This is a genomic window from Citrobacter sp. FDAARGOS_156 (genome assembly GCF_001559235.2).
Lineage (GTDB): Bacteria > Pseudomonadota > Gammaproteobacteria > Enterobacterales > Enterobacteriaceae > Citrobacter > Citrobacter youngae.
The window spans coordinates 339,133-364,032 of sequence record NZ_CP014030.2 but is presented as its reverse complement, the minus strand read 5'-3'; the positions used below and the strand labels follow the sequence as shown (position 1 = coordinate 364,032).

General features: G+C 52.4%; 22 protein-coding genes and 4 tRNA genes. 6 read left to right on the top strand and 20 right to left on the bottom strand.

Features of this window, described 5'->3' with window-relative positions:
* Positions 1-192 precede the first annotated feature (192 nt).
* From hemC to hemY, 4 genes are read left to right on the top strand one after another with little or no spacing between them, the layout of a single operon-like run.
* The gene (hemC, locus tag AL515_RS01785) at positions 193-1,134 is read left to right on the top strand and encodes a hydroxymethylbilane synthase (RefSeq protein ID WP_061068786.1); all 942 of its coding nucleotides are present in this window, start codon (positions 193-195) and stop codon (positions 1,132-1,134) included.
* Entirely contained in the window at positions 1,131-1,871 is a 741-nt protein-coding gene (gene hemD / locus AL515_RS01780; RefSeq protein ID WP_061066916.1) for a uroporphyrinogen-III synthase, read from the top strand. Before hemC ends, hemD begins: the two co-directional genes overlap by 4 nt.
* A gap of 21 nt (positions 1,872-1,892) precedes the next feature.
* Positions 1,893-3,074, top strand: a complete 1,182-nt coding sequence (hemX, locus tag AL515_RS01775; protein ID WP_048214073.1) for a uroporphyrinogen-III C-methyltransferase — start codon at positions 1,893-1,895, stop codon at positions 3,072-3,074.
* A gap of 2 nt (positions 3,075-3,076) precedes the next feature.
* Positions 3,077-4,276, top strand: coding sequence for a protoheme IX biogenesis protein HemY (gene hemY / locus AL515_RS01770; RefSeq protein WP_061066915.1), 1,200 nt, complete (start codon positions 3,077-3,079; stop codon positions 4,274-4,276).
* Between the two features lie 456 nt (positions 4,277-4,732).
* On the opposite strand, the gene AL515_RS01765 is transcribed toward hemY, so the two are convergent.
* From AL515_RS01765 to trxA, 20 genes are all read right to left on the bottom strand, one after another.
* Positions 4,733-4,809: transfer RNA gene (locus tag AL515_RS01765), tRNA-Pro, on the bottom strand.
* 41 nt (positions 4,810-4,850) lie between these two features.
* Positions 4,851-4,936: transfer RNA gene (locus AL515_RS01760), tRNA-Leu, on the bottom strand.
* 20 nt (positions 4,937-4,956) lie between these two features.
* A tRNA-His gene (locus AL515_RS01755) sits at positions 4,957-5,032 on the bottom strand.
* A gap of 56 nt (positions 5,033-5,088) precedes the next feature.
* Positions 5,089-5,165: transfer RNA gene (locus AL515_RS01750), tRNA-Arg, on the bottom strand.
* Between the two features lie 102 nt (positions 5,166-5,267).
* Positions 5,268-6,653 (bottom strand): bifunctional threonine/serine APC transporter ThrP, encoded by a 1,386-nt coding sequence (gene thrP, locus AL515_RS01745; protein ID WP_105242128.1) that lies wholly within the window; start codon positions 6,651-6,653, stop codon positions 5,268-5,270.
* A gap of 278 nt (positions 6,654-6,931) precedes the next feature.
* A complete protein-coding gene (wecG, locus tag AL515_RS01740; RefSeq protein WP_048214070.1) occupies positions 6,932-7,672 on the bottom strand; it encodes a lipopolysaccharide N-acetylmannosaminouronosyltransferase in 741 nt (246 codons plus the stop codon).
* Positions 7,672-9,027, bottom strand: a complete 1,356-nt coding sequence (gene wzyE, locus AL515_RS01735; RefSeq protein ID WP_048214069.1) for an ECA oligosaccharide polymerase — start codon at positions 9,025-9,027, stop codon at positions 7,672-7,674. The genes wecG and wzyE overlap by 1 nt, the downstream gene beginning before the upstream one ends.
* A complete protein-coding gene (locus AL515_RS01730) occupies positions 9,024-10,103 on the bottom strand; it encodes a TDP-N-acetylfucosamine:lipid II N-acetylfucosaminyltransferase (protein WP_061066914.1) in 1,080 nt (359 codons plus the stop codon). The genes wzyE and AL515_RS01730 overlap by 4 nt, the downstream gene beginning before the upstream one ends.
* A complete protein-coding gene (wzxE, locus tag AL515_RS01725) occupies positions 10,100-11,350 on the bottom strand; it encodes a lipid III flippase WzxE (RefSeq protein ID WP_061066913.1) in 1,251 nt (416 codons plus the stop codon). Before wzxE ends, AL515_RS01730 begins: the two co-directional genes overlap by 4 nt.
* Position 11,351: 1 nt before the next feature.
* On the bottom strand, positions 11,352-12,482 hold the full coding sequence (gene rffA / locus AL515_RS01720) for a dTDP-4-amino-4,6-dideoxygalactose transaminase (protein WP_048214066.1): 1,131 nt from the start codon (positions 12,480-12,482) through the stop codon (positions 11,352-11,354).
* Between the two features lie 4 nt (positions 12,483-12,486).
* Positions 12,487-13,164 (bottom strand): dTDP-4-amino-4,6-dideoxy-D-galactose acyltransferase, encoded by a 678-nt coding sequence (gene rffC, locus AL515_RS01715; protein WP_048214065.1) that lies wholly within the window; start codon positions 13,162-13,164, stop codon positions 12,487-12,489.
* On the bottom strand, positions 13,142-14,023 hold the full coding sequence (gene rfbA, locus AL515_RS01710; protein WP_048214064.1) for a glucose-1-phosphate thymidylyltransferase RfbA: 882 nt from the start codon (positions 14,021-14,023) through the stop codon (positions 13,142-13,144). Before rfbA ends, rffC begins: the two co-directional genes overlap by 23 nt.
* Positions 14,024-14,056: 33 nt before the next feature.
* Complete coding sequence (gene rffG, locus AL515_RS01705) at positions 14,057-15,124, bottom strand: dTDP-glucose 4,6-dehydratase (protein WP_061066912.1); 1,068 nt, start codon at positions 15,122-15,124, stop codon at positions 14,057-14,059.
* Positions 15,124-16,386 (bottom strand): UDP-N-acetyl-D-mannosamine dehydrogenase, encoded by a 1,263-nt coding sequence (gene wecC, locus AL515_RS01700; protein WP_048214062.1) that lies wholly within the window; start codon positions 16,384-16,386, stop codon positions 15,124-15,126. Before wecC ends, rffG begins: the two co-directional genes overlap by 1 nt.
* Positions 16,383-17,513, bottom strand: coding sequence for a non-hydrolyzing UDP-N-acetylglucosamine 2-epimerase (gene wecB / locus AL515_RS01695; protein WP_048214061.1), 1,131 nt, complete (start codon positions 17,511-17,513; stop codon positions 16,383-16,385). The genes wecC and wecB overlap by 4 nt, the downstream gene beginning before the upstream one ends.
* A 55-nt stretch (positions 17,514-17,568) precedes the next feature.
* Positions 17,569-18,615 carry an ECA polysaccharide chain length modulation protein gene (gene wzzE / locus AL515_RS01690; RefSeq protein WP_048214060.1) on the bottom strand — a complete coding sequence of 349 codons (1,047 nt, stop codon included), beginning with the start codon at positions 18,613-18,615 and terminating at the stop codon, positions 17,569-17,571.
* Between the two features lie 12 nt (positions 18,616-18,627).
* Positions 18,628-19,731, bottom strand: a complete 1,104-nt coding sequence (wecA, locus tag AL515_RS01685) for a UDP-N-acetylglucosamine--undecaprenyl-phosphate N-acetylglucosaminephosphotransferase (protein ID WP_005133353.1) — start codon at positions 19,729-19,731, stop codon at positions 18,628-18,630.
* 239 nt (positions 19,732-19,970) lie between these two features.
* Complete coding sequence (gene rho, locus AL515_RS01680; RefSeq protein WP_002437993.1) at positions 19,971-21,230, bottom strand: transcription termination factor Rho; 1,260 nt, start codon at positions 21,228-21,230, stop codon at positions 19,971-19,973.
* Between the two features lie 78 nt (positions 21,231-21,308).
* On the bottom strand, positions 21,309-21,392 hold the full coding sequence (locus AL515_RS01675) for a rho operon leader peptide (protein WP_101743114.1): 84 nt from the start codon (positions 21,390-21,392) through the stop codon (positions 21,309-21,311).
* Between the two features lie 176 nt (positions 21,393-21,568).
* Positions 21,569-21,898, bottom strand: coding sequence for a thioredoxin TrxA (trxA, locus tag AL515_RS01670; protein WP_001280776.1), 330 nt, complete (start codon positions 21,896-21,898; stop codon positions 21,569-21,571).
* A gap of 239 nt (positions 21,899-22,137) precedes the next feature.
* Between trxA and rhlB the strand changes: the two genes are divergently transcribed.
* Positions 22,138-23,406, top strand: coding sequence for an ATP-dependent RNA helicase RhlB (gene rhlB, locus AL515_RS01665; protein WP_048214059.1), 1,269 nt, complete (start codon positions 22,138-22,140; stop codon positions 23,404-23,406).
* Positions 23,407-23,414: 8 nt separating this feature from the next.
* Positions 23,415-24,899 carry a guanosine-5'-triphosphate,3'-diphosphate diphosphatase gene (gene gppA, locus AL515_RS01660; RefSeq protein WP_048214058.1) on the top strand — a complete coding sequence of 495 codons (1,485 nt, stop codon included), beginning with the start codon at positions 23,415-23,417 and terminating at the stop codon, positions 24,897-24,899.
* Position 24,900: the final 1 nt, after the last annotated feature.

The window sequence follows — 24,900 nt, the reverse complement described above, 5'->3', positions numbered from 1 at the left end:
GATGCGCTACTTACAAGTGTAGCACCGTTCGTTACGTGTAAATTCCTTCATACGGTCGGGAGGTTTCTCGTCATTAATCACTGCCAGTGATGATGCAGCGCCTTTTCCTCTCACTTACGTTTGAGCGTAACGCTGACATCCCTTTGATAAGGATGTTAGGATGGTCAATGATTGATAATGACGGTAACAAGCATGTTAGACAATGTTTTGAGAATTGCCACACGCCAAAGCCCCCTTGCGCTCTGGCAGGCACATTATGTCAAAGACGCCTTAATGGCAAACCACCCCGGTCTGATCGTGGAACTGGTTCCCATGGTGACCCGTGGCGACGTGATTCTGGATACCCCACTGGCAAAAGTCGGGGGTAAAGGTTTGTTTGTTAAAGAGCTGGAAGTCGCACTACTGGAAAAACGCGCCGATATCGCCGTGCACTCCATGAAGGATGTGCCGGTTGAATTCCCTGACGGTCTTGGACTGGTCACCATTTGCGAGCGTGAAGATCCGCGTGATGCTTTTGTCTCCAATAAGTACAACACGCTGGATGAACTCCCGGCAGGTAGCATCGTTGGAACGTCCAGCTTACGTCGCCAGTGCCAGTTGGCGAAGCGTCGTCCGGACCTCATCATCCGTTCGCTGCGCGGCAACGTAGGCACTCGCCTGAGCAAACTGGATAACGGCGACTACGACGCGATTATTCTGGCGGTCGCCGGATTAAAACGCTTAGGACTGGAGTCGCGAATCCGTACTGCTCTGCCGCCAGAAGTCTCCCTGCCTGCGGTCGGACAAGGCGCAGTTGGCATAGAATGTCGACTGGATGACATGCGCACTCAGGCGCTGTTAGCGCCGCTCAACCATGAAGAAACTGCGCTACGCGTCAAAGCCGAACGTGCCATGAACACCCGCCTGGAAGGGGGATGTCAGGTGCCCATCGGCAGTTATGCCGAACTCATCAACGGTGAGATTTGGCTACGAGCGCTGGTTGGCGCGCCTGACGGTTCGCAGATGGTATGCGGAGAACGTCGCGGCACCGCGCAGGATGCGGAAAAAATGGGTATATCTCTGGCAGAAGAACTGCTGGAAAACGGTGCTCGCGCCATTCTGGCTGAAGTTTATAACGGAGATGCCCCCGCATGAGTATTCTGGTCACCCGCCCGTCTCCCTCTGGGGAAGAGTTAGTGAGCCGTCTGCGCACACTGGGGCAGGTGGCCTGGAGCTTTCCGCTTATTGAGTTCGCGCCGGGCCGGGAACTGCCAACACTTGCCCCCCGTCTTTCGGCGCTCACCGAAAACGATCTGGTCTTCGCACTCTCGCAGCACGCCGTCACCTTTGCCGATGCCGAGCTTCAGCGGCAAGGGGTAAGTTGGTCCACTCTCCCGCACTATTTTGCCATCGGCCGTACAACGGCGCTGGCGTTACACACCGTGAGCGGATGCAATATTCACTACCCTCTGGATCGGGAAATCAGCGAAGTCTTGCTACAATTACCTGAATTACAAAATATTGCGGGAAAACGCGCACTGATATTACGCGGCAACGGTGGCCGCGAGCTAATAGGTGAAACCCTGACAGCACGCGGAGCTGATGTCGATTTTTGTGAATGTTATCAACGCAGTGCAAAACATTACGATGGCGCAGAGGAAGCGATGCGCTGGCAATCTCGCGGCGTGACCACGCTGGTTGTCACCAGCGGAGAGATGCTACAACAGCTCTGGTCGCTCATTCCGCAATGGTATCGTGAGCACTGGTTACTACGCTGTCGGCTGCTGGTCGTCAGTGAGCGTCTGGCGCACCTCGCCCGGGAACTGGGCTGGCAAGATATTAAGGTCGCTGATAACGCTGACAACGATGCGCTGCTACGCGCATTACAATAACTCTCATAATGGGATGCCATAATGACGGAACAAGAAAAAACCTCCGCCGTGGTTGAAGAGACCAGGGAGGCCGTGGAAACCACATCACAGCCAGTCAATACTGAAAAAAAGAGTAAGAACAGCACGGCGCTGATTCTGAGCGCGGTGGCGATTGCTATTGCGCTGGCGGCAGGTGTGGGGCTGTATGGCTGGGGAAAACAGCAGGCCACTACGCAGACAGCAACCAGTGATGCGCTGGCAAACCAGCTCATGGCGCTGCAAAAAGCGCAAGAAACCCAAAAGACCGAGTTGGAAGGCATTATTAAGCAGCAGGCAACACAGCTGGATGAAGCCAATCGCCAGCAGACTGCGCTGGCCAAACAGCTTGATGAGGTTCAGCAAAAAATCGCCACTATCTCCGGAAGCGATGCCAAAACATGGCTACTGGCGCAGGCCGATTTTCTGGTGAAACTGGCGGGGCGTAAATTATGGAGCGATCAGGACGTTACCACCGCCGCAGCGTTGCTGAAAAGCGCCGACGCCAGCCTGGCTGACATGAATGACCCCAGTTTAATTGCCGCTCGTCGCGCGATTACCGACGATATCGCCAGCCTCTCTGCGGTAACTCAGGTCGACTATGATGGCATTATCCTCAAGGTAAACCAGCTCGCTAACCAAATTGATAACCTGCGTCTGGCTGATAACGATACCGATGATTCACCGATGGATTCTGACAGCAGCGAGCTTTCCAGTTCCATTAGCGAATGGCGCGTCAATCTGCAAAAAAGCTGGCAGAACTTTATGGACAGTTTTATCACCATTCGCCGTCGTGATGAAACCGCCGTCCCGCTACTGGCGCCAAACCAGGATGTTTACTTACGTGAGAACATCCGTTCACGCCTGCTAGTGGCGGCGCAAGCCGTACCTCGCCATCAGGAAGAAACATACCGCCAGGCGCTGGAAAATGTCTCCACGTGGGTTCGCGCCTATTACGACACTGACGATGCGGCGACAAAAGCGTTCCTTGAAGAGGTCGATCAACTGAGCCAGCAAAGCATCAGCATGGACGTACCGGAAACACTTCAGAGCCAGGTTATTCTTGAGAAGCTAATGCAGACTCGCGTGCGTAATTTGCTGGCCCAGCCATCCACATCACCGGCTGAAGCCGCACCTGCACCAGTACCTCAGGCAGATGCTCCGGCAGCCGCGCCGCAAGGAGAATAATGATGCTAAAAGTATTGTTGCTCTTTGTGCTGTTGATCGCCGGGATCGTCGTCGGTCCGATGATAGCCGGTCATCAGGGCTACGTGCTGATCCAGACGGATAACTACAACATCGAAACCAGCGTGACGGGTCTGGTGATCATTCTGATCGTCGCGATGGTCATTCTTTTTGCGATTGAGTGGCTGCTGCGCCGTATATTCCGTACTGGTGCGCATACCCGCGGCTGGTTCGTGGGGCGTAAACGCCGTCGTGCGCGTAAACAGACCGAGCAGGCGCTGCTTAAACTGGCAGAAGGCGACTATCAGCAGGTTGAAAAGCTGATGTCAAAAAATGCCGATCACGCAGAACAGCCGGTGGTGAATTACCTGTTGGCGGCAGAAGCGGCTCAGCAGCGTGGTGATGAAGCTCGCGCTAATCAACACCTTGAACGCGCAGCCGAACTCGCCGGAAATGATACGATCCCAGTCGAAATCGCCCGTGTTCGTTTGCAGCTGGCGCGTAATGAAAACCATGCCGCACGCCACAGCGTAGACAAACTGCTGGAAGTGACGCCACGTCATCCGGAAGTCTTGCGCCTGGCTGAACAGGCTTATATTCGCACCGGCGCATGGAGTTCTTTGCTGGATATCATTCCATCAATGGCGAAAGCGCATGTGGGTGATGAAGAACACCGTGCGATGCTGGAACAGCAGGCATGGGTGGGTCTGATGGATCAGGTTCGCGCCGTTCAGGGCAGCGAGGGATTACGCGCATGGTGGAAAAACCAGAGCCGTAAGACTCGTCATCAGGTTGCCCTGCAGGTGGCGATGGCAGAACATCTGATTGAGTGTGACGATCACGATACGGCACAGCAAATCATCATCGATGGTCTGAAACGTCAGTATGACGACCGCCTGGTGCTGCCGATCCCACGTCTGAAAACCAACAACCCGGAACAGATAGAAAAAGTACTGCGCCAGCAAATTAAAGTGGTGGGCGACCGCCCACTGCTGTGGAGTACGCTTGGTCAGTCATTGATGAAGCACGGTGAATGGCAGGAAGCTACGCTCGCCTTCCGTGCCGCGCTTAAACAACGCCCGGATGCATACGACTACGCCTGGCTTGCCGACGCACTGGACAGGCTGCATCAGCCGGAAGAAGCCGCCACCCTGCGTCGTGATGGCCTGATGTTGACACTGCAGAACAACAATCCCCCGCAGTAACTCCTGAATGCCCGGTGGCGCGTTCGCTTACCGGGCCTACATATTATTCATCTCGTATACGCAAAATCATTCGAGAAGCAGCTCGAAGGATTTTGTTTATGCATAAAAAAACGCCCGCTCGGTAAGGAGCAGGCGTTAAACAGGTCTGTATGACAACATAAATGGGTGCTTCACTCAACGTTATGTCCATGGTGTTTGATGAAGCTAAAGCGACATCTGTCAGTGGACGATAAGCACCGTAAACGGCTCTGCATCATTCCTGAGTTTATGAGGCCTGATGGCGAACATAAGAGATGGAATGAGCATCTACACGCATATTATTACACAGCGTATGCGGTGATTGCACTGTAAAAACCAGGGATTGCGGCTTTTTAGGACTTCATGACATTTGGGGGAGAAGAGGTACAAAAGCGAAGAACAGAAAACAAAAAACCCCGCCGAAGCGGGGTTCAAAATTGGTCGGCGAGAGAGGATTCGAACCTCCGACCCACTGGTCCCAAACCAGTTGCGCTACCAAGCTGCGCTACTCGCCGTTTTACTGCTTTTTGAATTTTTAGTTCAATTCTTTAAGTCGTGGTGCGAGGGGGGGGACTCGAACCCCCACATCCTAAGGACACTAACACCTGAAGCTAGCGCGTCTACCAATTCCGCCACCTTCGCATTTCACAACTTTAAATTAATGGGGTGGCTAATGGGATTCGAACCCACGACAACTGGAATCACAATCCAGGGCTCTACCAACTGAGCTATAGCCACCACTGCAAATCTTTTACGCGGTATTAAAACCACCGCAGCTCCGGCACCTTACTAAATGGTGCGCCCGACAGGATTCGAACCTGAGACCTCTGCCTCCGGAGGGCAGCGCTCTATCCAGCTGAGCTACGGGCGCTTAGCGCCGTTGCGGGGCTGGATATTACGGAGGTCTCGGTCTGCTGTCTAGTGCTTTTTTAAAATAAATTATCGTTTGGTCACGCTTTGTGCGTTTTGTCGCTTATTCCTGCAATTTTTGGGCTATGCCATGACGATTCAGGCCAAAAACCTTATAAATGAGCGTCACCGCCAGTAAGAAGCCGATGCCAACAAACAGCGACATTCGGGTATCTTCATTAAAGTACATGCCGATTAATACGCAAATCAGGAACGCCATCGTCAAATAATTCGCCCACGGGAACAAAATCGAGCGGAAAGGATGACTGGCGATCGCCGCCTTATGGGCCTGACGGAAACGCAGTTGGCTTATCAGGATCACAAACCATGGCACCATCCCCGGCAGTACGCTGGCGCTATAAACATAAACGAATACACGCTGCGGGTTGGGAATGATGTAGTTCAGGCACGAACCAATCAGCAGGATGGCGATAGAAATGGCCACGCCGGCAACCGGTACGCCATGACGCGAAACTTTTCCAACAGCGGCGGGTAGTTGGCGATTCTTTGCCAGCGCATAGAGCATACGGCCACAGCTGTACATCCCGCTGTTACAGCCAGATAGCGCCGCCGTCAGGACCACAAAGTTGATAATCCCAGCGGCCGCTGTAATACCAATCCTGGCAAAAGTGAGAACGAACGGGCTGCCGTTACTGCCAATCTCATTCCACGGGAAGATAGTGACGATAACAAAAATCGCCCCCACGTAGAAAATCAGGATACGCCACAGCACTTTACCTACCGCGCTACGCAGTGTGACCTGTGGATTTTTCGCTTCACCAGCCGTGATGCCGATCAGCTCCACGCCCTGATAGGAAGCAACAACAATACACAATGCTGTCAGGAACCCTTTCCAGCCCCCCGCGAAGAAACCGCCATGCTCGGTCAAATTGCCAAAGCCGATCGCCTGACCACCGTTACCAAAGCCGAAGAAAATAACCCCTACGCCAATGACAATCATCACAATGATGGTGGTCACTTTGATCATGGCAAACCAGAATTCGATTTCACCATACAAGCGAACTGCTGCCAGGTTTGCTAACGCAACCAGTCCAACAGCAATCAGTGCGGGTATCCATTGCGCCATTTCCGGGAACCAGAACTGCACGTAGACCCCAATGGCGGTAATCTCCGAGATCCCCACCGCCATCCACATAAACCAGTATGACCATGCGGTAAGATAGCCAAAGAAGGGGCTCATGTAGCGGTGAGCGTAAACGGCGAATGAGCCGGTGACCGGCTCCAGGAACAACATCTCCCCCATGGAACGCATGATGAAGAAGACGAACAACCCAGCGACGATATACGCCAGAAGAACCGACGGTCCCGCCCATTTCAGGGTACTGGCAGCCCCCATAAACAGTCCGACGCCAATGGTGCCCCCAAGGGCAATTAATTCGATGTGACGAGCCTCCAGCCCACGCTGTAGCTCAGGTTTGTTCTCGGCCATAGATCCTCTTGTTGTGTTTGCATCGTTTCCGGTATTACCGGTTATCGTTATGGGTACATCGTTTTTTGCCATAACAGGCCATTCAGCACCGACCACTTTACGGTTGGCGCCAAAAACACCACGGCACTGCAATGATTGTTGCGAATGGTTTCTTAAAATCGCCTAAATGGCAATTAAAGCATTCAAAAAATGAATAGATTGTGCGAGAAAGCAGCGATTATGTTGTGAATAAGTAGCGCGTTTAGCATAACGCGCTACTGAACAACGCAGAGGTGATGTCAGAGATTGCCGGTATAGTGCCAGCGGAGATAACGTAATAAACGAAGTTGGCGGGTGATACGACTCGGTTGCAGCAGCAAGCGATACAGCCACTCCAATCCCAGGCTCTGCCAGAATTTGGGCGCGCGCTTTACGTGCCCGGTAAACACATCGTAGGTGCCGCCCACGCCCATATACAGCGCATGCGGATGGACCTGGCGACAGTCGCGCATAAAAATTTCTTGTTTCGGCGAACCCATCGCCACGGTAACAAGTTGTGCGCCGCTGGCATGAATACGCTCAAACAGCGCCTGACGCTGATCGGCGGTAAAATAGCCGTCCTGACTGCCAACAATATTGACGTGCCATTGTGCGCGCAGTTTTGCCTCTGTTTGTGCCAGAACATCAGGCTTACCGCCCACCAGGAATACGGGCGTTCCTTCCTTCCCGGCGCGAGCCATCAGCGCTTCCCAGAGATCGGCCCCCGCCACACGTGATACCTGCGCCTGCGGGAATTTTTTACACACGGAACGCACCACGCTGATCCCATCCGCATATTTAAACTCAGCGGCCTCGATCAACGTCCGAACCTCTGGGTTATCCTCCGCTGTCAGCATTTTTTCAGCGTTAATTGCTACCAGCGTCCCCTGCCTGAGACGTCCCCCGGCAAACAGGTAATTCAGCGCATGTTGCATATCGCGCCAGCCAATCAGTTCTAATCCGCGCAGTGAATACAGCGGCGCAGTTGTGTTATCTGTCATTACGATCCTTCAACCTGTGTCCGGGGCACCGACTTTATTCGTTTATGGATGAGTCCCGCACTATCAAACAGCCAGTACAACAATTTTGCCACCAACAGACAGACGCCGAAAATCACGAGGAAAAAAACCACTCGCGAGACAAACGAATCTAACCCTTCACGTGCCAAAACGATCATATTAAAAATGGCACCGAAACAGAAACTGTGCAAAATCGCCGACTTATAGCGATTAGTTTCCCGGTTGCCTAATTCATACAACCAGTCGAACCATTTAATAATTAGGCCGACGACAATCGCGCCTAACGGTATAAACAGCGCCCCGCCCATCACCACCAGCGAACCAATTAACGTCGGGGAGATAGCCAGGCCCGAGTGGTTGTTCAGCACTTCCCAGGTAAAATAGTTCGCTGAGTTGAGAACAATGCCAGGTCGTCCCGGCCACAGCCAGGACGGTATAAAGACGTAGAAATCACGGACGATCGGCGCCAGTCCCTGAAACTCAATATTGTGGTAATTTTGCAGCAATAGCGCCAGATTCTCCCACGGCGAGAAGGTATCGCGCGTGAGGTACAGGAAAGTATAGAACGCCTCATCACCGCTGACGTTCATCCCGTAGCGCTTCAGCGCCAGCCAGAACATCCCGACAATACCCAGGACGCCCGCCGCGGCCAGCATCCACAGCGAAATCCAGCCGCGAATAATGCCGATAAACAGGAAAATGGCAAACGCGATAATAATATTGGCGCGGGTTCCGCCAACAATCATGTACGTCAGCAACCCAAATGCAACGGTGCTCACCAGGAAGAACAACCACGCTTTGCTGTCCTGACGCAGGAAGTAGACCACCAGCATCGCCGGAATGAAGAAGTAGAAGAAGCGTTTCAGAGCCACCCCGGAGACTTCACTGGAGAAAATCTGGCTATAGGATTGCAACCTGAACAGCAGGAAACCGTTGTGCATAAAGAAAATGCCCACGCTCACCAGCGCAATCGCCATCAGGATAATCCAGGTCAAATGTGCTTCAACGCGATTGATGGTAAACAGCGGTTTGCGCGTTCTCTCCGGGCTCCGTTTCCGCAGGCGTGTTTTATAGGTCACATAGTACACTGCGTAGAAGCAGGCAGCGGACAGCAACGCCTGCAGCAAAATTTCCGGCGGGGCCACCGCCACATCAAAGCGAAATACCAGCACGCTGGTCAACGGAAAACCAAAGAAAAACGTCAATAAGAACAGCAATGAGAAAAAGACATTGAAGTTAAACCGCACGCGTCGGAATTCAAACCAGGTCAGCGTGGCGATAAACAAAGTCGAGAGCAGCCACACCACCAGCAGACCGCTGAATTGCATCAGACTCATACGGTTTCTCCTGAGGCAATGCGCAGCGCGTTATGCCACGGTTGCAGATAATTCGGGCTAAAGAAAGTAATTGCACTTTTATCAACCGATGCCAGTTGGCGCTGCGCCTCGCGTACGATACCTTCATTGAGTACATCTGTCGTAAACAGAACCGGGATGTTTTGCTCTGCCATATCCTGCCAGAATGGGTTTTCACGATTGAGCACGCACGGGATCCCCGCCTGAATCAGCAGACACAATGTACCAATCCCCTGCTGACGGGCAAAAATAAAGTAACCCAGATCGCACTGACGCAGTAGCGCCAGATAGGCATCAAACTCCAGCTTTTCACTGAGAATTTGCAGGTTATCGGCGCTAAATAACGCCAGACCCGCCTGGCGCACTTCTTCAATATAGCCTGCATTATTTGCCGGGTAACCCATTGGCACAATCACGTTAACCGTGTCGCCGAACTGCTGATGGACAGCACGCAGCGCGGCAATATGCTCATTACTGCGATCGCCAGAGTTTCCGACCAGGATCGTCATTTTCCCGCGTCGCTGGCGCTCATTGCTCATATTGTTCAGCGACGGATCCATACGGGTTGGGAAATAGAGCAATTCCCCGCGAACACGCGGATGCAGCTCAGCGAAATAGCTCAGATCGCCTCGCGTGGCAAAGACACAACCCACGCGGTTTTGTGCCATTCGGCGAATCGGGTAAAACAGACGGAATTTCAGCCCACTGGAGACTTCATACAGATCGGCACCCCAAATATGCCAGTAAAACTGCTCAGGCTTAATCCCCCCGCTCAGCAATGCCAGCCACAGACTAGTATTGAACTGCCCATGAAAGAAGAAACGCTGCTGGCGATACGTCTTAGCTTTGGCGATAACGGCCTCTGCCAGCACCTTTTTTCCACCGTAGAAACTCAGTGATAACGCCGGGTAGCTCTCGCTAAATCCCGTATCCTGACCGGCAACCATAAACACGCGCGCGTGCTCACTTGTTGCAGCCAACGCGTCGTTGAAGAACCGCAGCACGGTTTGGTTATGGTGAGGGATATCCGATCCCAGAACGTGAATCAGTACAGTCATACCCGCCTACGCCAGAGTAAAAACACGCCACAACAAAGAGAAAAATAGACGATGTACGTTGCCATATAGGCCTGTGCCGCGCCCAGAGCACCGTGCGCGGGGATCAACCAGTGGGCAAATGCCGTCAACAAAATGAACTGGCTAATTTCGGCCAGAATATAAAACCGCAGCGAGGCCTTCGCGATCACCAGATAGCCAAATACGTAGGCACCCACTTTCAGTACATCCCCCACCAGTTGCCAGGCAAACAAATCACGCATGGCGTTGAATTTAGAGGAGAAAAGCAGCCAGATAGCAAAATCACGTAACAGCCAGACGGTAAAACTCGCGGCGGCAACTGCCGGTAATACAAATTTCAGCGATTTGATAACTTCACGCGTGATGTCGCGCTTTTCAGTCAGGCGAGACAGTGTTGGCAACAGATACACACTGAATGAAGCGGTAATAAATTGCAGGTACGCATCAGAGATACTGCTCACCCCCTGCCAAATCCCCACGTCATCCCAGCTGTATTGCGCCGCCAATAGGTTTCGCATCATCACATACGCCACGGGCAGCGTCACAGAGGTAATGAGCGCCATCAACGTAAACTTGCTAAGTTTCCCTGCCAGCCCGTTATCCCAGGAAGGTTTCAGGTATTGCACAGGGAGGGTTCCACGCTTGATCAGCATAAGCATGGCGGGCACCACCACCAGCGCTGGCACCAGCGCCAGCCCCAGCAAAGCACCTTCGTATCCGCCCAACCGATAGCAGCCGTAGTAGGCCACGACGCCGACCAGGCTGCCAATAATCAGCGATAGCGCATTACCTGCGGCATCGCGGAATCCTTTCATCAACGCCAGCAACAGGTTCGCCCAGGCAATCCCCATCTGTACCAGCGCAACCAGGCGTACCAGCCCCTGAAAATGCGTATGACCAAACAATCCCTGACTGATAGGCGCTGCTGCCAGCAAAAAAATCGCCGCCATCAGCGTAGAGAATCCCAACACCATTGCGGACGATGTCCCCACCACCTTACGCAACCGCGCCGGGTCATCATGGTGCTGCGCAACGTATTTCGTGACGCCGTTGAAAATCCCGGCGCCCGCCAACACGCCAAGCACGGTGACCATCTGACGGAAGTTTCCCGCCTGGCCCACACCCGCAGGGCCGAAAGAGACCGCCAGCAGTTTTACCACCAACAAACCCGCACCAATTTTTACCAGCGTACTGGTAGCCGTCCACAAGGACGCTTTAGCCAGCGACATATCAGGAGAAGTAGTTGAGTAAGGTCGTAATCACTGTGCGCTGGTTCACCAGCGACAGGTTATAAAACAGCGGCAGACGCAGCAGACGTTCACTCTCTTTGGTGGTGTAACGATCGACTCCGGAAAACACGCCAAATTTATCGCCAGCCGGACAATCATGCAGCGGGATATAATGGAATACCGCCATAATTTCGGCTTCTTTCAGGAAGTTAATCAACGCCGTGCGATCGTCAATATCACGCAGCTTGATATAAAACATATGGGCGTTCTGCGCACAACCTTCCGGGATGGCGGGTAAATCAATACGCCCGGCACGCGCCAGCGGTTCGAGGGCATCATAATAATTCTGCCACAGCACCAGGCGCTGATGATTAATACGCTCTGCCGCTTCCAGTTGCGCCCACAGATAGGCAGCCTGGAGATCGGACATCAAATAGCTGGAGCCAATATCACGCCAGGTATATTTATCAACCTGACCGCGGAAAAATTGACTGCGATTCGTCCCCTTTTCACGGATGATTTCTGCACGTTCAACTAATTTACGGTCGTTGATCAGCGTCGCCCCGCCTTCACCGCCTGCGGTATAGTTTTTGGTTTCATGGAAGCTAAAGCAGCCAATATGCCCAATGGTCCCCAGCGCACGGCCTTTGTAGGTCGACATTACGCCCTGAGCAGCATCTTCTACCACGAACAGGTTGTATTGTGACGCCAACGCCATAATGGTATCCATTTCACAGGCAACCCCGGCGTAGTGCACCGGCACAATAGCGCGGGTTTTCTCGGTGATCGCCGCTTCAATCAGCGTTTCATCAATGTTCATGGTATCCGGGCGGATATCGACAAAGACGATTTTTGCGCCACGCAGCACGAATGCGTTCGCGGTAGATACAAATGTGTAGCTGGGCATGATGACTTCATCGCCGGGCTGGATGTCCAGCAATAATGCCGCCATCTCCAGTGATGCGGTACAGGAAGGCGTCAGCAGCACCTTCTCACTGCCAAAATGCTGCTCCAGCCATTGCTGGCAACGGCGGGTAAAACCACCATCGCCACACAGCTTGCCGCTGCTCATCGCTGACTGCATGTATTCAAGCTCGGTTCCCACCACCGGCGGTGCGTTAAATGGAATCATTTTGTCACCTGTATAACCAGTACGCGGTGCTTTCCACATTTGCACCGCTCTGTATATAACGTTTAAGCGCGGCGGTGTTGCCCATCTGGGTCGCCACCCGCAATGTTGTTTTACCGCGAGCCTGTGCCCAGCAAAGCGCAGCCTGCATGAGTTCGGCACCCGCACCACGACCAGCCAGTAAGCCAATACGTGCATCAGTATCATTGACGTCACGTAGTGAGACATAACCGCGAATCCCACCTGTCTGTGTACGAAAAATGAGGCACTGATGATCGAACGTGCCCAGCACAGCGTTTTCTATCCACTGTGCATAAAAACGCGCACTGGCCTCCACGGGATACCACGGCGCGCGGAAACGACTTTGGGCGAACGCCTCTCCTGCCAGTCGACGCAGCAGCGGAATATCCGCAGCTTGCGCCACCTGTGCACCGGGATTTTCACGGGCGCACGTTACCGGCAGAACAAAGTCCATCTCACCTTCGACCAGTGAAAAGCCCAACTGCTGTAAAGCATCTAATTCATACGTATTTGCAGCAGGAATTTTTGCCTGCACCCGTTCCCAGCGCTGTAAGACTTCTGCTGTCAGGATCGGTGCGTGCGGGTCAAACCGTACGATGGCGCTATTCACGCCAAAGAACGTATTTTCCCAATCCAGAGACTCAATACTGGCGCGGACGGGCACGGAGCAGCTCCAGCAAATATTGACCATAACCCGTTTTGGCCAGTGAACTGGCGGCACGTCTAACACCTTCATCATCCAGCCAGCCATTACGCCATGCTATCTCTTCCAGGCAGGCGATTTTAAAGCCCTGACGTTTCTCCACCGTCTGCACAAACGTGCTCGCTTCAATCAGACTGTCGTGCGTACCGGTATCCAGCCAGGCAAAGCCACGGCCAAGCAATTCAACGGTCAGATTGCCATCGTCAAGGTACATCTGGTTAATGGAGGTAATTTCCAGTTCCCCACGCTCAGAAGGTTTCACGCGCTTTGCGTATTCCACTACCTTACTGTCGTAGAAATAGAGTCCTGTCACCGCCCAGTTTGATTTTGGTTCTTTCGGCTTCTCTTCCAGCGAGACTGCGCGAAAATTGTCATCAAACTCAACCACACCGAAACGCTCAGGATCCATCACCTGATAGCCAAATACCGTCGCACCTTGTGTTCTGGCAGCGACGTGGCGTAGTTTTGGACTAAATCCCTGACCAAAGAAGATATTGTCCCCAAGCACCAGACATGATGGTTCGCCGTTAAGGAACGTTTCACCAATGATGAATGCCTGTGCTAAACCATCCGGGCTGGGCTGCTCTGCATAATGCAATTCAATACCGAACTCAGAGCCATCTCCCAGCAAACGCTGGAAATACCCTTTATCTTCCGGTGTGGTAATAATGAGGATCTCGCGAATTCCCGCCAGCATCAGTACCGATAGCGGGTAATAGATCATGGGCTTATCGTAAATAGGCAATAGCTGCTTCGATACGCCGCGCGTAATGGGGTACAGGCGAGTGCCTGAGCCACCTGCCAGAATGATACCTTTCATATGATCCCTCCTCCGGGCGCCAAAACCAGGCTGTTAGCCCTTCAGGCCCAAACGCTCACCCTGGTAGCTGCCATCCTGCACGGGTTTCCACCAGGTCTCATTTGCCAGATACCATTGCACGGTTTTACGCATGCCACTTTCAAACGTTTCCTGCGGCACCCAGCCAAGTTCACGCGCAATTTTCGACGCATCAATGGCATAGCGCAGATCATGGCCTGGGCGATCTTCAACATAAGTGATCAATTCACGATACCGCATAACACCTTTTGGTTTTTGCGGCGCCAGTTCTTCCAACAAGCTGCAAATCGTTTCGACCACGTCCAGGTTTTTACGCTCGTTATGACCACCAATATTATAGGTCTCGCCAACCGCGCCTGTAGTCGCGACGCAATAGAGCGCCCGGGCATGATCTTCCACATACAGCCAGTCACGAATCTGCTGTCCGTTGCCGTACACCGGCAGAGGTTTTCCCGCCAGTGCATTGAGAATCATCAGCGGGATCAGTTTTTCCGGGAAATGGTAGGGCCCATAATTGTTGGAGCAGTTAGTCATTAACGTTGGCAGCCCGTACGTACGTAGCCAGGCACGTACCAGATGATCGCTGCTGGCCTTTGACGCGGAATAAGGACTACTCGGTGCATACGGCGTCGTTTCGGTAAAGAAATCATCCGTAGAATGCAGGTCGCCGTACACCTCATCGGTTGATATATGGTGGAAACGAAACGCCTGCTTTTTATCATCGGCTAACACATTCCAGTATGCGCGAGCGGCTTCCAGCAACGTGTAGGTTCCGACAATATTGGTTTCAATAAATGCGGCGGGGCCATCGATAGAACGATCAACATGACTTTCTGCCGCCAGGTGCATCACGCAATCCGGCTGATACTGTTGAAACACGTTGTCGAGCGCCAGGCGATCGCAGATATCAACGTGTTCAAAGGCAAAACGGGCATTCTGTGCAACCGGCGCCAGCGACATCAGGTTTCCGGCATAGGTTAACTTATCAACCACTACCACGGCATCCCGAGTCTCATTAATGATGTGACGCACAACCGCTGAGCCAATAAATCCTGCACCACCGGTAACCAGAATTCGTTTCATTAGCGCCAGACTCCTTTGGTATCAACCACATATTGCTGGTGAACCGCATCGCCTTTAATCGCTTTAAATTCATTATGGTCAACCAGCATCACCAGCACATCGGCGCTTGCCAGCGCATCGTCCAGTTTCGCCAGTTGGCACAGGCCATCCAGTTTTTTCGGCAACTGATGGATATTCGGTTCAACCACCAGCGTCTCGCCGCTGTGCCAGCGTGCGATACTTTGCGCCACCCCCATTGCCGGGCTTTCACGTAAATCATCAATATTCGGTTTGAACGCCAGACCAAAACAGGCAATTTTTACGTCGCTGGCACGTTTATTGGTCTCCGTCAGACAATCCGCTACAGCGGCTTTTACCCGATCGACAACCCAATGAGGCTTACTATCATTTACCTCGCGCGCGGTGCGGATCAATCTCGCCTGCTGCGGGTTCTGCGCCACAATAAACCACGGGTCGACCGCGATACAGTGCCCGCCAACACCAGGTCCAGGCTGCAAAATGTTAACCCGCGGGTGACGGTTCGCCAGACGGATCAGTTCCCAGACGTTAATCCCCTGATCGGCGCAAATCAGCGACAGTTCATTAGCAAAGGCGATATTGACATCGCGGAAGCTGTTTTCGGTCAACTTGCACATTTCTGCAGTGCGGGCGTTAGTCACCACACATTCACCTTCGAGGAAGATGTTGTACAGTTCGCTGGCGCGCATAGAACAAACGGGGGTCATTCCGCCAATCACACGGTCATTTTTAATCAGTTCAACCATCACCTGGCCTGGCAGCACGCGCTCCGGACAATAAGCAATGTTCACGTCAGCCTGTTCCCCCGCCTGCTGCGGGAAAGTCAGATCAGGGCGCATTTCTGCAAGCCATGCTGCCATCTGCTCCGTTGCCCCGACGGGTGACGTCGATTCAAGGATCACCAACGCCCCTTTTTTCAGCACCGGCGCAAGCGACTTCGCTGCGGCTTCAACATAGACCATATCGGGTTCATGCTCCCCCTTGAAGGGGGTCGGCACAGCAATCAGATAAGCGTCTGCTTCAACAGGTGTCGTAACCGCACGCAGAAAGCCATTTTCGACTGCTGTTTTCACCACAGCACCCAAATCAGGTTCAACGATGTGGATTTCACCGCGGTTAATGGTATCCACCGCATGTTGATTTACATCTACGCCAATAACATGTTTTTGACGGGAAGCAAAAGCGGCCGCCGTCGGCAGTCCGATATAACCCAGCCCAATGACAGAAATGGTCGTAAAACTCATAGCGATATCCGATTATTTTTTAACGCGTGTAAAATGCGGCCACACGCCTGCCCATCACCATACGGATTATGGGCGCGGCTCATGGTCTGATATTCATTTTCGTCATGCAGCAAGCGCGTGACTTCTGCCACAATACGCTGAGGGTCAGTCCCAACCAGACGTACTGTGCCTGCGGTAATGGCTTCTGGCCGCTCCGTTGTTTCTCGCATCACCAACACAGGTTTGCCCAGAGAAGGGGCTTCCTCCTGAATCCCGCCGGAATCGGTAAGGATAAGCCAGGCATGATTCATCAGCCAGACGAATGGCAGATAGTCCTGTGGCTCAATCAGAATCACGTTCTCAACATGACCCAAAATACGATTTACCGGCTCGCTAACGTTGGGGTTCAGGTGTACGGGATAGACAATCTGTACATTCTGATTAGCCGCGGCAATTTCCGCCAGTGCATGGCAGATTTGCTCAAAGCCGCGACCAAAGCTTTCCCGACGATGACCGGTTACCAGGATCATCTTCTTATCCGCATCCAGGAAAGGATAGCGCTCAGCCAGTTCAGCGCGCAGTGCTTCATTTCCGAGTACACGATCGCGAACCCAGATCAACGCATCAATAACCGTGTTCCCCGTGACAAAAATACGGTCATCCGGAATGGTTTCACGCAACAGGTTTTGGCGTGAATTTTCAGTTGGGGAAAAGTGATACATTGCCAGGCGCCCGGTCAGTGTACGGTTTGCCTCTTCCGGCCAGGGAGAATAGAGATCGCCAGTTCGCAACCCAGCCTCAACATGCCCCACCGGAATACGCTGATAAAACGCGGCCAGGCTGGTCGCAAGGGTTGTTGTTGTATCACCGTGGACTAGCACCACATCAGGTTTGAACTCAGCGAGGATTGGCTTTAATCCTTCCAGAATTCGACAGGTAATTTCTGTCAGTCCCTGACCTGGCTGCATAATATTGAGATCGTAGTCAGGTACGATGGAAAAGAGGTGCAATACCTGATCGAGCATCTCCCGATGCTGTGCAGTGACGCAAACTTTCGCGTCGAAATCAGGATCTTTAGCCAGCGCATGAACCAGAGGAGCCATCTTAATGGCCTCCGGTCGCGTACCAAATACAGTCAGTACTTTCACATCGATTCTCTTCGGATTGGCAGTGAGAGCCCAGCCCCTCACTGCAACGGTATTGCTAAATCGAACGGCGACGGGTTAACGCGACACCAGCACCGATCAGGGCCCCAACGATGCCCCACATAATCATCAGGAAGGCACGACGTGGGCTATCACGTTTTACCGGTTCTTCCGGCGTCCGCAAATAACGATAGGTCTGAAAACGCGGATCCAGGGTCGGTCCTACGTTCAGCGTGTTCAGCATGGCTCTGTTTTGAAAATAGTCCATATCAAAATCTGGGCCAACAGATTGCAGGTTTTCGAGTCGCGCCTGCAGCATAGGGCGTCCGAGTAAAAACAACTCAGAATCAGGCAACTCTTCAGCAGGGACATCAGTAGAAGTACGCGAAATATTATGCTGCTCAGCAATTTTGAGCGCTTGTTCAATGTTATGAACACGGCGAGAGAAAATCGATTTTGCTACCTCTTCCTGCCGTTTGACCTGCGCTTTCATTTGCACCGTCCGCGCAGCCCATGCGCCTTTCAGCTCATCGTTCAGATGACGTGCTGCACGCTGGCTGGCAAAGGCCACGTACTGGCGCAGAAGATTGTTGGCATCAGGTGCCGTTTCCGCAATAAGCTTCACGCTGTCATTGGTGTTCCGCAACGCATCACCAGGCATAAACTGAATGTTGTTGATCAGTTCATCCAGCAGCGCGGCATCGGCTTTACTGTTTCCGACCATACGCTGCTTGTAATAATCAGTCTGCTGCCAGAATTCACGGCGCGTATCCCAGGAGGCAAGCTGCATGATAAATTCTTTATAGGCTTCATCCATCACCGACGGCTGGTCCGTTGATGCGAGGCTGGCCTTAATATCCAGGTTGCGCAGGAACTGTTGTTGAGAGTAATAGCCCCCCAACATATTCACCGTAGGCTTGTCTGAAATAGCCGTTGCGCTCCACTCCTGACGGGCGAAAAAAGTATAGGCGAGAGCAACAAGTGCAAATGCGAGCGCCATACCGACAATCCACACCTTCCCTGCCCATAAGGTACGAAACAACCCACGGATATCCAGTTCATTTTCAGCGCTCATGGCGTCTTCCCCCGGTAATGGTTGTGTCATCGCATCCTCAATTCACTTGGTTAAGTTTGGTTTGCCTTCACGAATTCTTCGCAGTCTGCGCTTCACTCGCTTGATAAATCTCGCCACTTTCCAGGCACGCTTGATACAGTATCCGTAGAGGCCAAATGCCATTAAAAACAGCACCAGCATGGCCCATTCCGGAACCAAACGGAAATATTCAGCCAGCACACCGATCGATGCCAGCACGGCCGCCGCCAGCGTAATCAGAACAAATGCCTGGCGGGAAGTAAACCCTGCCCGCATCACCAAATGATGAATGTGCTGGCGATCGGCTGAGAACGGGCTCATGCCCTTACGCAAACGGCGGTACATGATCGCCACCATATCCATTAACGGGATGGCGATAATCCACAGTGCGGTAACTGGGCTTATAGGATGTGTTTTGCCCTGCGTGGTTTCCAGCAGGATCCAGATGATGGTAAAACCAATCAGCGTACTGCCAGCATCACCCATGAAGACTTTATAACGGCGCCCAAGAACGCCCAGGTTCAGCAGAATATAAGGCAGAATGGCGGCGATCATCGCAAAACACCATACGGCCAGACTCGTCTGCCCATCGAACCACAGGATAAACCCCATCGCCGCGAATGAAACGCTGGACAGCCCACCTAACAGGCCGTCAATACCATCCACCATATTGAAAGCATTAATTGCCGCCCAGACGGCAAACAGCGTCAGTAAATAGCCAAACGGGCCAAGAATCATCTCCCAGGGGCCAAAAATATACCCAAGGCTAAGAAGATAGAGTTTGCCAACCGACATCATGATAATGCCGATCGCGGCCTGGATAGTTGCGCGGATTTTTACACTGATATCAAAACGATCGTCCAGCGCGCCAACCAAAACCAGCACGCCGGCACAGGCCAGATAGAGAGAAGCATGCGGGATGTAATAATCAGCAATCACAAACGTAAAGCAAATACCTGCGTAAGCCGAAATCCCCCCAACCAGCGGGATCAATCCTTGATGCCGTTTGCGAAAGTTGGGTTTATCCACTAAACCAATCTTTTTTGCGACCTTACGCGCAAAGAAAAGAAACAGTGTTGTGAATAAAAAAATACTGATGAGATCAGTGCTTACTGTCAGTAAATTCACAATGCATGCTCTCAGAGAAAATTAATAGCAGAAGTATAACCACGAAGACCTTTATTCAGAAGGGAAACCCGTCTCCATATCCGATGGTTCTGTATAATTATCAACCACAAGATACAAATTACGAATCTTTTTCAACCTGGCGGTATGTCATACCGTATTATTGTTATTGTGTCGTTAAGATTACAGGCATAAAAGCAAAACGCCACGTAAAAACGTGGCGTTTTCGGATGATGCCTGAATTATGAGCGCTTCATCATATCGAAGAAGTCATCATTGGTCTTCGTCATCGCCAGCTTGTTAATGAGGAACTCCATTGCATCAATTTCACCCATCGGATGGATGATTTTGCGCAGGATCCACATTTTCTGCAGCTCTTCCTGGGTGGTAAGCAGCTCTTCTTTACGGGTACCGGAACGATTGTAGTCGATAGCCGGGAAGACGCGTTTTTCAGCGATCTTACGCGAGAGATGCAGTTCCATGTTGCCGGTACCTTTAAACTCTTCATAGATAACTTCATCCATTTTAGAGCCGGTATCGATAAGCGCAGTCGCGATGATGGTCAGGCTGCCGCCCTCTTCCACGTTACGTGCCGCACCGAAGAAACGCTTCGGACGGTGCAGGGCGTTAGCATCGACACCACCGGTCAGGACTTTACCGGAAGCCGGGACCACAGTGTTGTACGCACGCGCCAGACGCGTGATGGAGTCGAGCAGGATGATAACGTCTTTCTTATGTTCAACCAGACGTTTCGCCTTCTCGATTACCATTTCCGCAACCTGAACGTGGCGAGATGCGGGTTCATCAAAGGTAGAAGCCACAACTTCACCTTTAACCAGACGCTGCATCTCGGTCACTTCTTCCGGACGTTCGTCAATCAGCAGCACCATCAGCACACAGTCCGGGTGGTTGTAGGCAATGCTCTGCGCAATGTTCTGCAGCAGCATGGTTTTACCCGCTTTTGGCGGTGCCACAATCAGACCACGTTGGCCACGACCGATCGGCGATGCCAGATCCAGTACGCGCGCCGTTAAGTCCTCGGTAGAACCATTACCACGCTCCATACGCAGACGGGAGTTTGCGTGCAGCGGCGTTAAGTTTTCGAAGAGGATCTTGTTACGGGCGTTTTCCGGTTTGTCGTAGTTAACTTCGTTAACTTTCAACAGCGCAAAATAGCGTTCACCTTCTTTTGGCGGGCGAATCTTACCAGAAATGGTATCACCAGTGCGGAGGTTGAAACGGCGGATTTGGCTTGGAGAAACGTAGATGTCATCAGGACCGGCGAGGTAGGAGCTGTCTGCAGAGCGGAGGAAACCAAATCCATCCTGCAATATCTCCAGCACACCGTCACCAAAGATATCTTCGCCACTCTTTGCGTGCTGCTTCAGGATGGCAAAAATAATGTCCTGCTTGCGCATACGAGCCAGGTTTTCAAGGCCCATATTTTCGCCGAGAGTGATCAGCTCAGAAACCGGCGTATTCTTTAATTCGGTAAGATTCATAATGGTGTGAGTTCTTAAACTTGGGGTAAATCTCGAACTTAATGTTGTGAATGGTATGGCAGGGTCATCCATGCCTGTTTACGGCCATCGACTCATGTCTGTTCGCTGTCTGGTCACAGGAAAGTACGCAGAACTGAAACGACAAGACGGATTGAGTGACAAGGCCCTGAATCTGTCTACTTCTCGCACGAGAAACAACGGGAAGTATTGGATAAAGCTAGATTCAAACTTAATAAGGTATGTTTAATACGAAGTCAACACTAACTTAGCACGACTCAAGTCGGGCGTCCAGTCATCCGAATCATTTCGAAGTATGGCCGCCCGATCATGATACTTCCTTACGCTAAGTTAGCGTCGAGGAACTCTTTCAACTGACCTTTGGACAGCGCGCCGACTTTAGTCGCCGCAACTTCGCCGTTTTTAAACAGCAGAAGGGTCGGGATGCCACGAATACCATACTTCGGCGCGGTGCCTGGGTTTTGGTCAATGTTCAGTTTAGCAACCGTCAATTTGCCCTGATATTCGTCAGCGATTTCATCCAGAATCGGAGCGATCATTTTGCACGGACCGCACCACTCTGCCCAGAAATCAACGAGGATAGCTCCGTCCGCTTTGAGTACATCCGTGTCAAAACTGTCGTCAGTCAGGTGAATAATTTTATCGCTCATAATAACTCCACAGGAATAAGCCTGGTGTGTTGGTGTTTACACATCATCCTTCAAGCCGCCTTTTTGTTGGCTGTGCGCTGCGTCCTGGTCACGTACTCAATACGCTTCTTTGGACCCATTCACTTGCCATCTCGACGCATCATGAATGAATTGTGTACAGTATTAACCAACTAAAGGTTGACTTTATTTCACCGGATACGCTTTCGTAAAGCAATAGTAAGCTGATATTCTACCACACTATGAGCAAAACACATTTAACAGAACAGAAGTTTTCCGACTTCGCCCTGCACCCGAAGGTGATAGAAGCCCTTGAAAATAAAGGGTTTCATAACTGCACGCCCATTCAGGCTCTCGCGCTGCCGCTTACGCTGGCAGGCCGTGATGTTGCAGGGCAGGCGCAAACCGGTACCGGAAAAACGATGGCGTTCCTGACGTCAACGTTTCATTATCTTCTCTCTCATCCCGCGATTGACGATCGCAAGGTGAACCAACCGCGTGCGTTAATTATGGCGCCAACGCGTGAGTTAGCCGTGCAGATCCACGCCGACGCCGAGCCGCTGGCACAGACCACCGGTCTGAAATTAGGCCTGGCTTATGGCGGCGACGGTTACGACAAACAGCTGAAAGTGCTGGAAAGCGGCGTCGATATTCTTATCGGCACGACCGGTCGTCTTATCGACTACGCAAAACAGAACCATATCAACCTGGGCGCGATTCAGGTCGTGGTGCTGGATGAAGCCGATCGTATGTACGATCTGGGCTTTATTAAAGATATCCGTTGGCTGTTCCGTCGTATGCCGCCAACCACCCAACGTCTGAACATGCTGTTTTCTGCAACCCTCTCTTATCGCGTTCGCGAACTGGCGTTTGAACAAATGAATAACGCCGAGTACGTTGAAGTCGAACCGGAACAGAAGACGGGCCACCGTATTAAAGAAGAACTCTTCTATCCTTCCAACGAAGAGAAAATGCGTTTGCTGCAAACGCTGATTGAAGAAGAGTGGCCAGATCGCGCCATTGTTTTTGCTAACACCAAACATCGCTGTGAAGAGATCTGGGGCAGTCTTGCTGCTGACGGACATCGCGTAGGCTTGCTTACCGGTGACGTGGCGCAGAAAAAACGCCTGCGTATCCTTGATGAGTTCACCCGTGGCGATCTCGATATTCTCGTCGCAACCGATGTCGCGGCGCGTGGCCTGCACATCCCAGCCGTAACGCACGTGTTTAACTATGACCTGCCGGATGACTGTGAAGATTACGTCCACCGTATTGGTCGTACAGGTCGTGCAGGCGCAAGTGGTCATTCTATTAGCCTGGCTTGTGAAGAGTACGCGCTGAATTTACCTGCAATCGAGACCTACATTGGCCACTCGATTCCGGTCAGCAAGTACAACCCGGACGCGCTAATGACTGACCTGCCAAAGCCGCTGCGCATGACGCGCCCACGCCCAGGCAATGGCCCGCGTCGTACCGGTGGTGCTCCGCGTAATCGTCGTCGTTCAGGTTAACGTAAGATATGCTCACAACCACTTCGCTGTACGCCGCAATCGATTTAGGCTCGAATAGTTTTCATATGCTGGTTGTACGCGAAGTGGCGGGAAGCATCCAGACGCTCACGCGTATTAAACGCAAGGTGCGTCTGGCCGCTGGACTCAACAGCGACAACATTCTCTCCGCTGAAGCCATGGAACGCGGCTGGCAATGCCTGCGCTTGTTTGCTGAACGTCTGCAGGATATCCCGCAACCGCAAATCCGCGTGGTCGCCACGGCAACATTGCGCATCGCGGTAAACGCCGATGTCTTTATCGCCAAAGCGCAAGAGATCCTCGGCTGCCCTGTCCAGGTCATCAGTGGTGAAGAAGAAGCACGACTGATTTATCAGGGTGTTGCCCACACCACTGGCGGTGCCGATCAGCGTCTGGTCGTTGATATTGGCGGTGCCAGTACGGAACTGGTTACCGGCTCCGGCGCCCAAACAACCTCTCTGTTCAGCCTGTCAATGGGCTGCGTTACCTGGCTCGAACGGTACTTCACCGATCGTAATCTGGCGCAGGAAAATTTTGACGAAGCCGAGAAAGCGGCGCGTGAGGTTCTGCGCCCGGTCGCCGACAAACTGCGTTTTCATGGCTGGAAAGTTTGCGTTGGTGCCTCCGGTACCGTCCAGGCGTTGCAGGAAATCATGATGGCGCAGGGTATGGATGAGCGCATTACGCTGGCCAAACTTCAGCAGCTTAAGCAGCGTGCTATCCACTGCGGTCGTCTGGAAGAGTTGGAAATCGAAGGGTTAACGCTGGAACGCGCACTGGTGTTCCCCAGCGGGCTGGCAATCCTGATCGCGATTTTCACTGAGTTGAATATTCAATGCATGACCCTGGCCGGCGGCGCACTGCGTGAAGGTCTGGTTTACGGTATGCTGCACCTGCCTGTCGATCAGGATATTCGCAGCCGTACGCTGCGTAATATTCAGCGTCGCTTTATGGTTGACACCGATCAGGCGAACCGCGTCGCACAGTTGGCTGTACATTTATTCGATCAGGTGAAAGATGAGTGGCATCTTGAGGCCATTAGCCGTGAACTGCTGCAAAGTGCCTGTCAGCTGCATGAAATAGGGCTGAGCGTGGAATATAAGCAGGCACCGCTGCATGCCGCCTGGCTGGTGCGTAATCTCGATCTTCCGGGCTTCACTCCCGCGCAGAAAAAGCTGTTAGCCACGCTGTTATTAAATCAGACCAACCCAGTCGATCTCTCTTCACTCCACCAGCAAAACGCCGTGCCTCCGCGCATCGCGGAGCACCTTTGCCGTTTGCTACGCCTGGCGATCATCTTCGCAAGCCGCCGCCGTGACGATTTAGTGCCACATATCACCCTGCAAGCTCAGGATGAAGATCTGACGCTAACGTTGCCGGAAAGCTGGCTGGAACATCATCCATTAGGTAAAGAGTTGATCGATCAGGAAATCCAGTGGCAAAGCTATGTCCACTGGCCGCTGGAAGTGCGTTAGA

What these genes read in the sequence shown, in the direction of transcription:
- hemX (WP_048214073.1), top strand. Translation starts at nt 1,893, where the DNA reads ATGACGGAACAAGAAAAAACCTCCGCCGTGGTTGAAGAGACCAGGGAG.
- wecC (WP_048214062.1), bottom strand. Translation starts at nt 16,386, where the DNA reads ATGAGTTTTACGACCATTTCTGTCATTGGGCTGGGTTATATCGGACTG.
- rffG (WP_061066912.1), bottom strand. Translation starts at nt 15,124, where the DNA reads ATGAAACGAATTCTGGTTACCGGTGGTGCAGGATTTATTGGCTCAGCG.
- wzzE (WP_048214060.1), bottom strand. Translation starts at nt 18,615, where the DNA reads ATGACACAACCATTACCGGGGGAAGACGCCATGAGCGCTGAAAATGAA.
- wecG (WP_048214070.1), bottom strand. Translation starts at nt 7,672, where the DNA reads ATGACAGATAACACAACTGCGCCGCTGTATTCACTGCGCGGATTAGAA.
- rho (WP_002437993.1), bottom strand. Translation starts at nt 21,230, where the DNA reads ATGAATCTTACCGAATTAAAGAATACGCCGGTTTCTGAGCTGATCACT.
- hemC (WP_061068786.1), top strand. Translation starts at nt 193, where the DNA reads ATGTTAGACAATGTTTTGAGAATTGCCACACGCCAAAGCCCCCTTGCG.
- rhlB (WP_048214059.1), top strand. Translation starts at nt 22,138, where the DNA reads ATGAGCAAAACACATTTAACAGAACAGAAGTTTTCCGACTTCGCCCTG.
- rffA (WP_048214066.1), bottom strand. Translation starts at nt 12,482, where the DNA reads ATGATTCCATTTAACGCACCGCCGGTGGTGGGAACCGAGCTTGAATAC.
- thrP (WP_105242128.1), bottom strand. Translation starts at nt 6,653, where the DNA reads ATGGCCGAGAACAAACCTGAGCTACAGCGTGGGCTGGAGGCTCGTCAC.
- trxA (WP_001280776.1), bottom strand. Translation starts at nt 21,898, where the DNA reads ATGAGCGATAAAATTATTCACCTGACTGACGACAGTTTTGACACGGAT.
- wzxE (WP_061066913.1), bottom strand. Translation starts at nt 11,350, where the DNA reads ATGTCGCTGGCTAAAGCGTCCTTGTGGACGGCTACCAGTACGCTGGTA.
- wzyE (WP_048214069.1), bottom strand. Translation starts at nt 9,027, where the DNA reads ATGAGTCTGATGCAATTCAGCGGTCTGCTGGTGGTGTGGCTGCTCTCG.
- hemD (WP_061066916.1), top strand. Translation starts at nt 1,131, where the DNA reads ATGAGTATTCTGGTCACCCGCCCGTCTCCCTCTGGGGAAGAGTTAGTG.
- hemY (WP_061066915.1), top strand. Translation starts at nt 3,077, where the DNA reads ATGCTAAAAGTATTGTTGCTCTTTGTGCTGTTGATCGCCGGGATCGTC.
- gppA (WP_048214058.1), top strand. Translation starts at nt 23,415, where the DNA reads ATGCTCACAACCACTTCGCTGTACGCCGCAATCGATTTAGGCTCGAAT.
- rfbA (WP_048214064.1), bottom strand. Translation starts at nt 14,023, where the DNA reads ATGAAAGGTATCATTCTGGCAGGTGGCTCAGGCACTCGCCTGTACCCC.
- AL515_RS01730 (WP_061066914.1), bottom strand. Translation starts at nt 10,103, where the DNA reads ATGACTGTACTGATTCACGTTCTGGGATCGGATATCCCTCACCATAAC.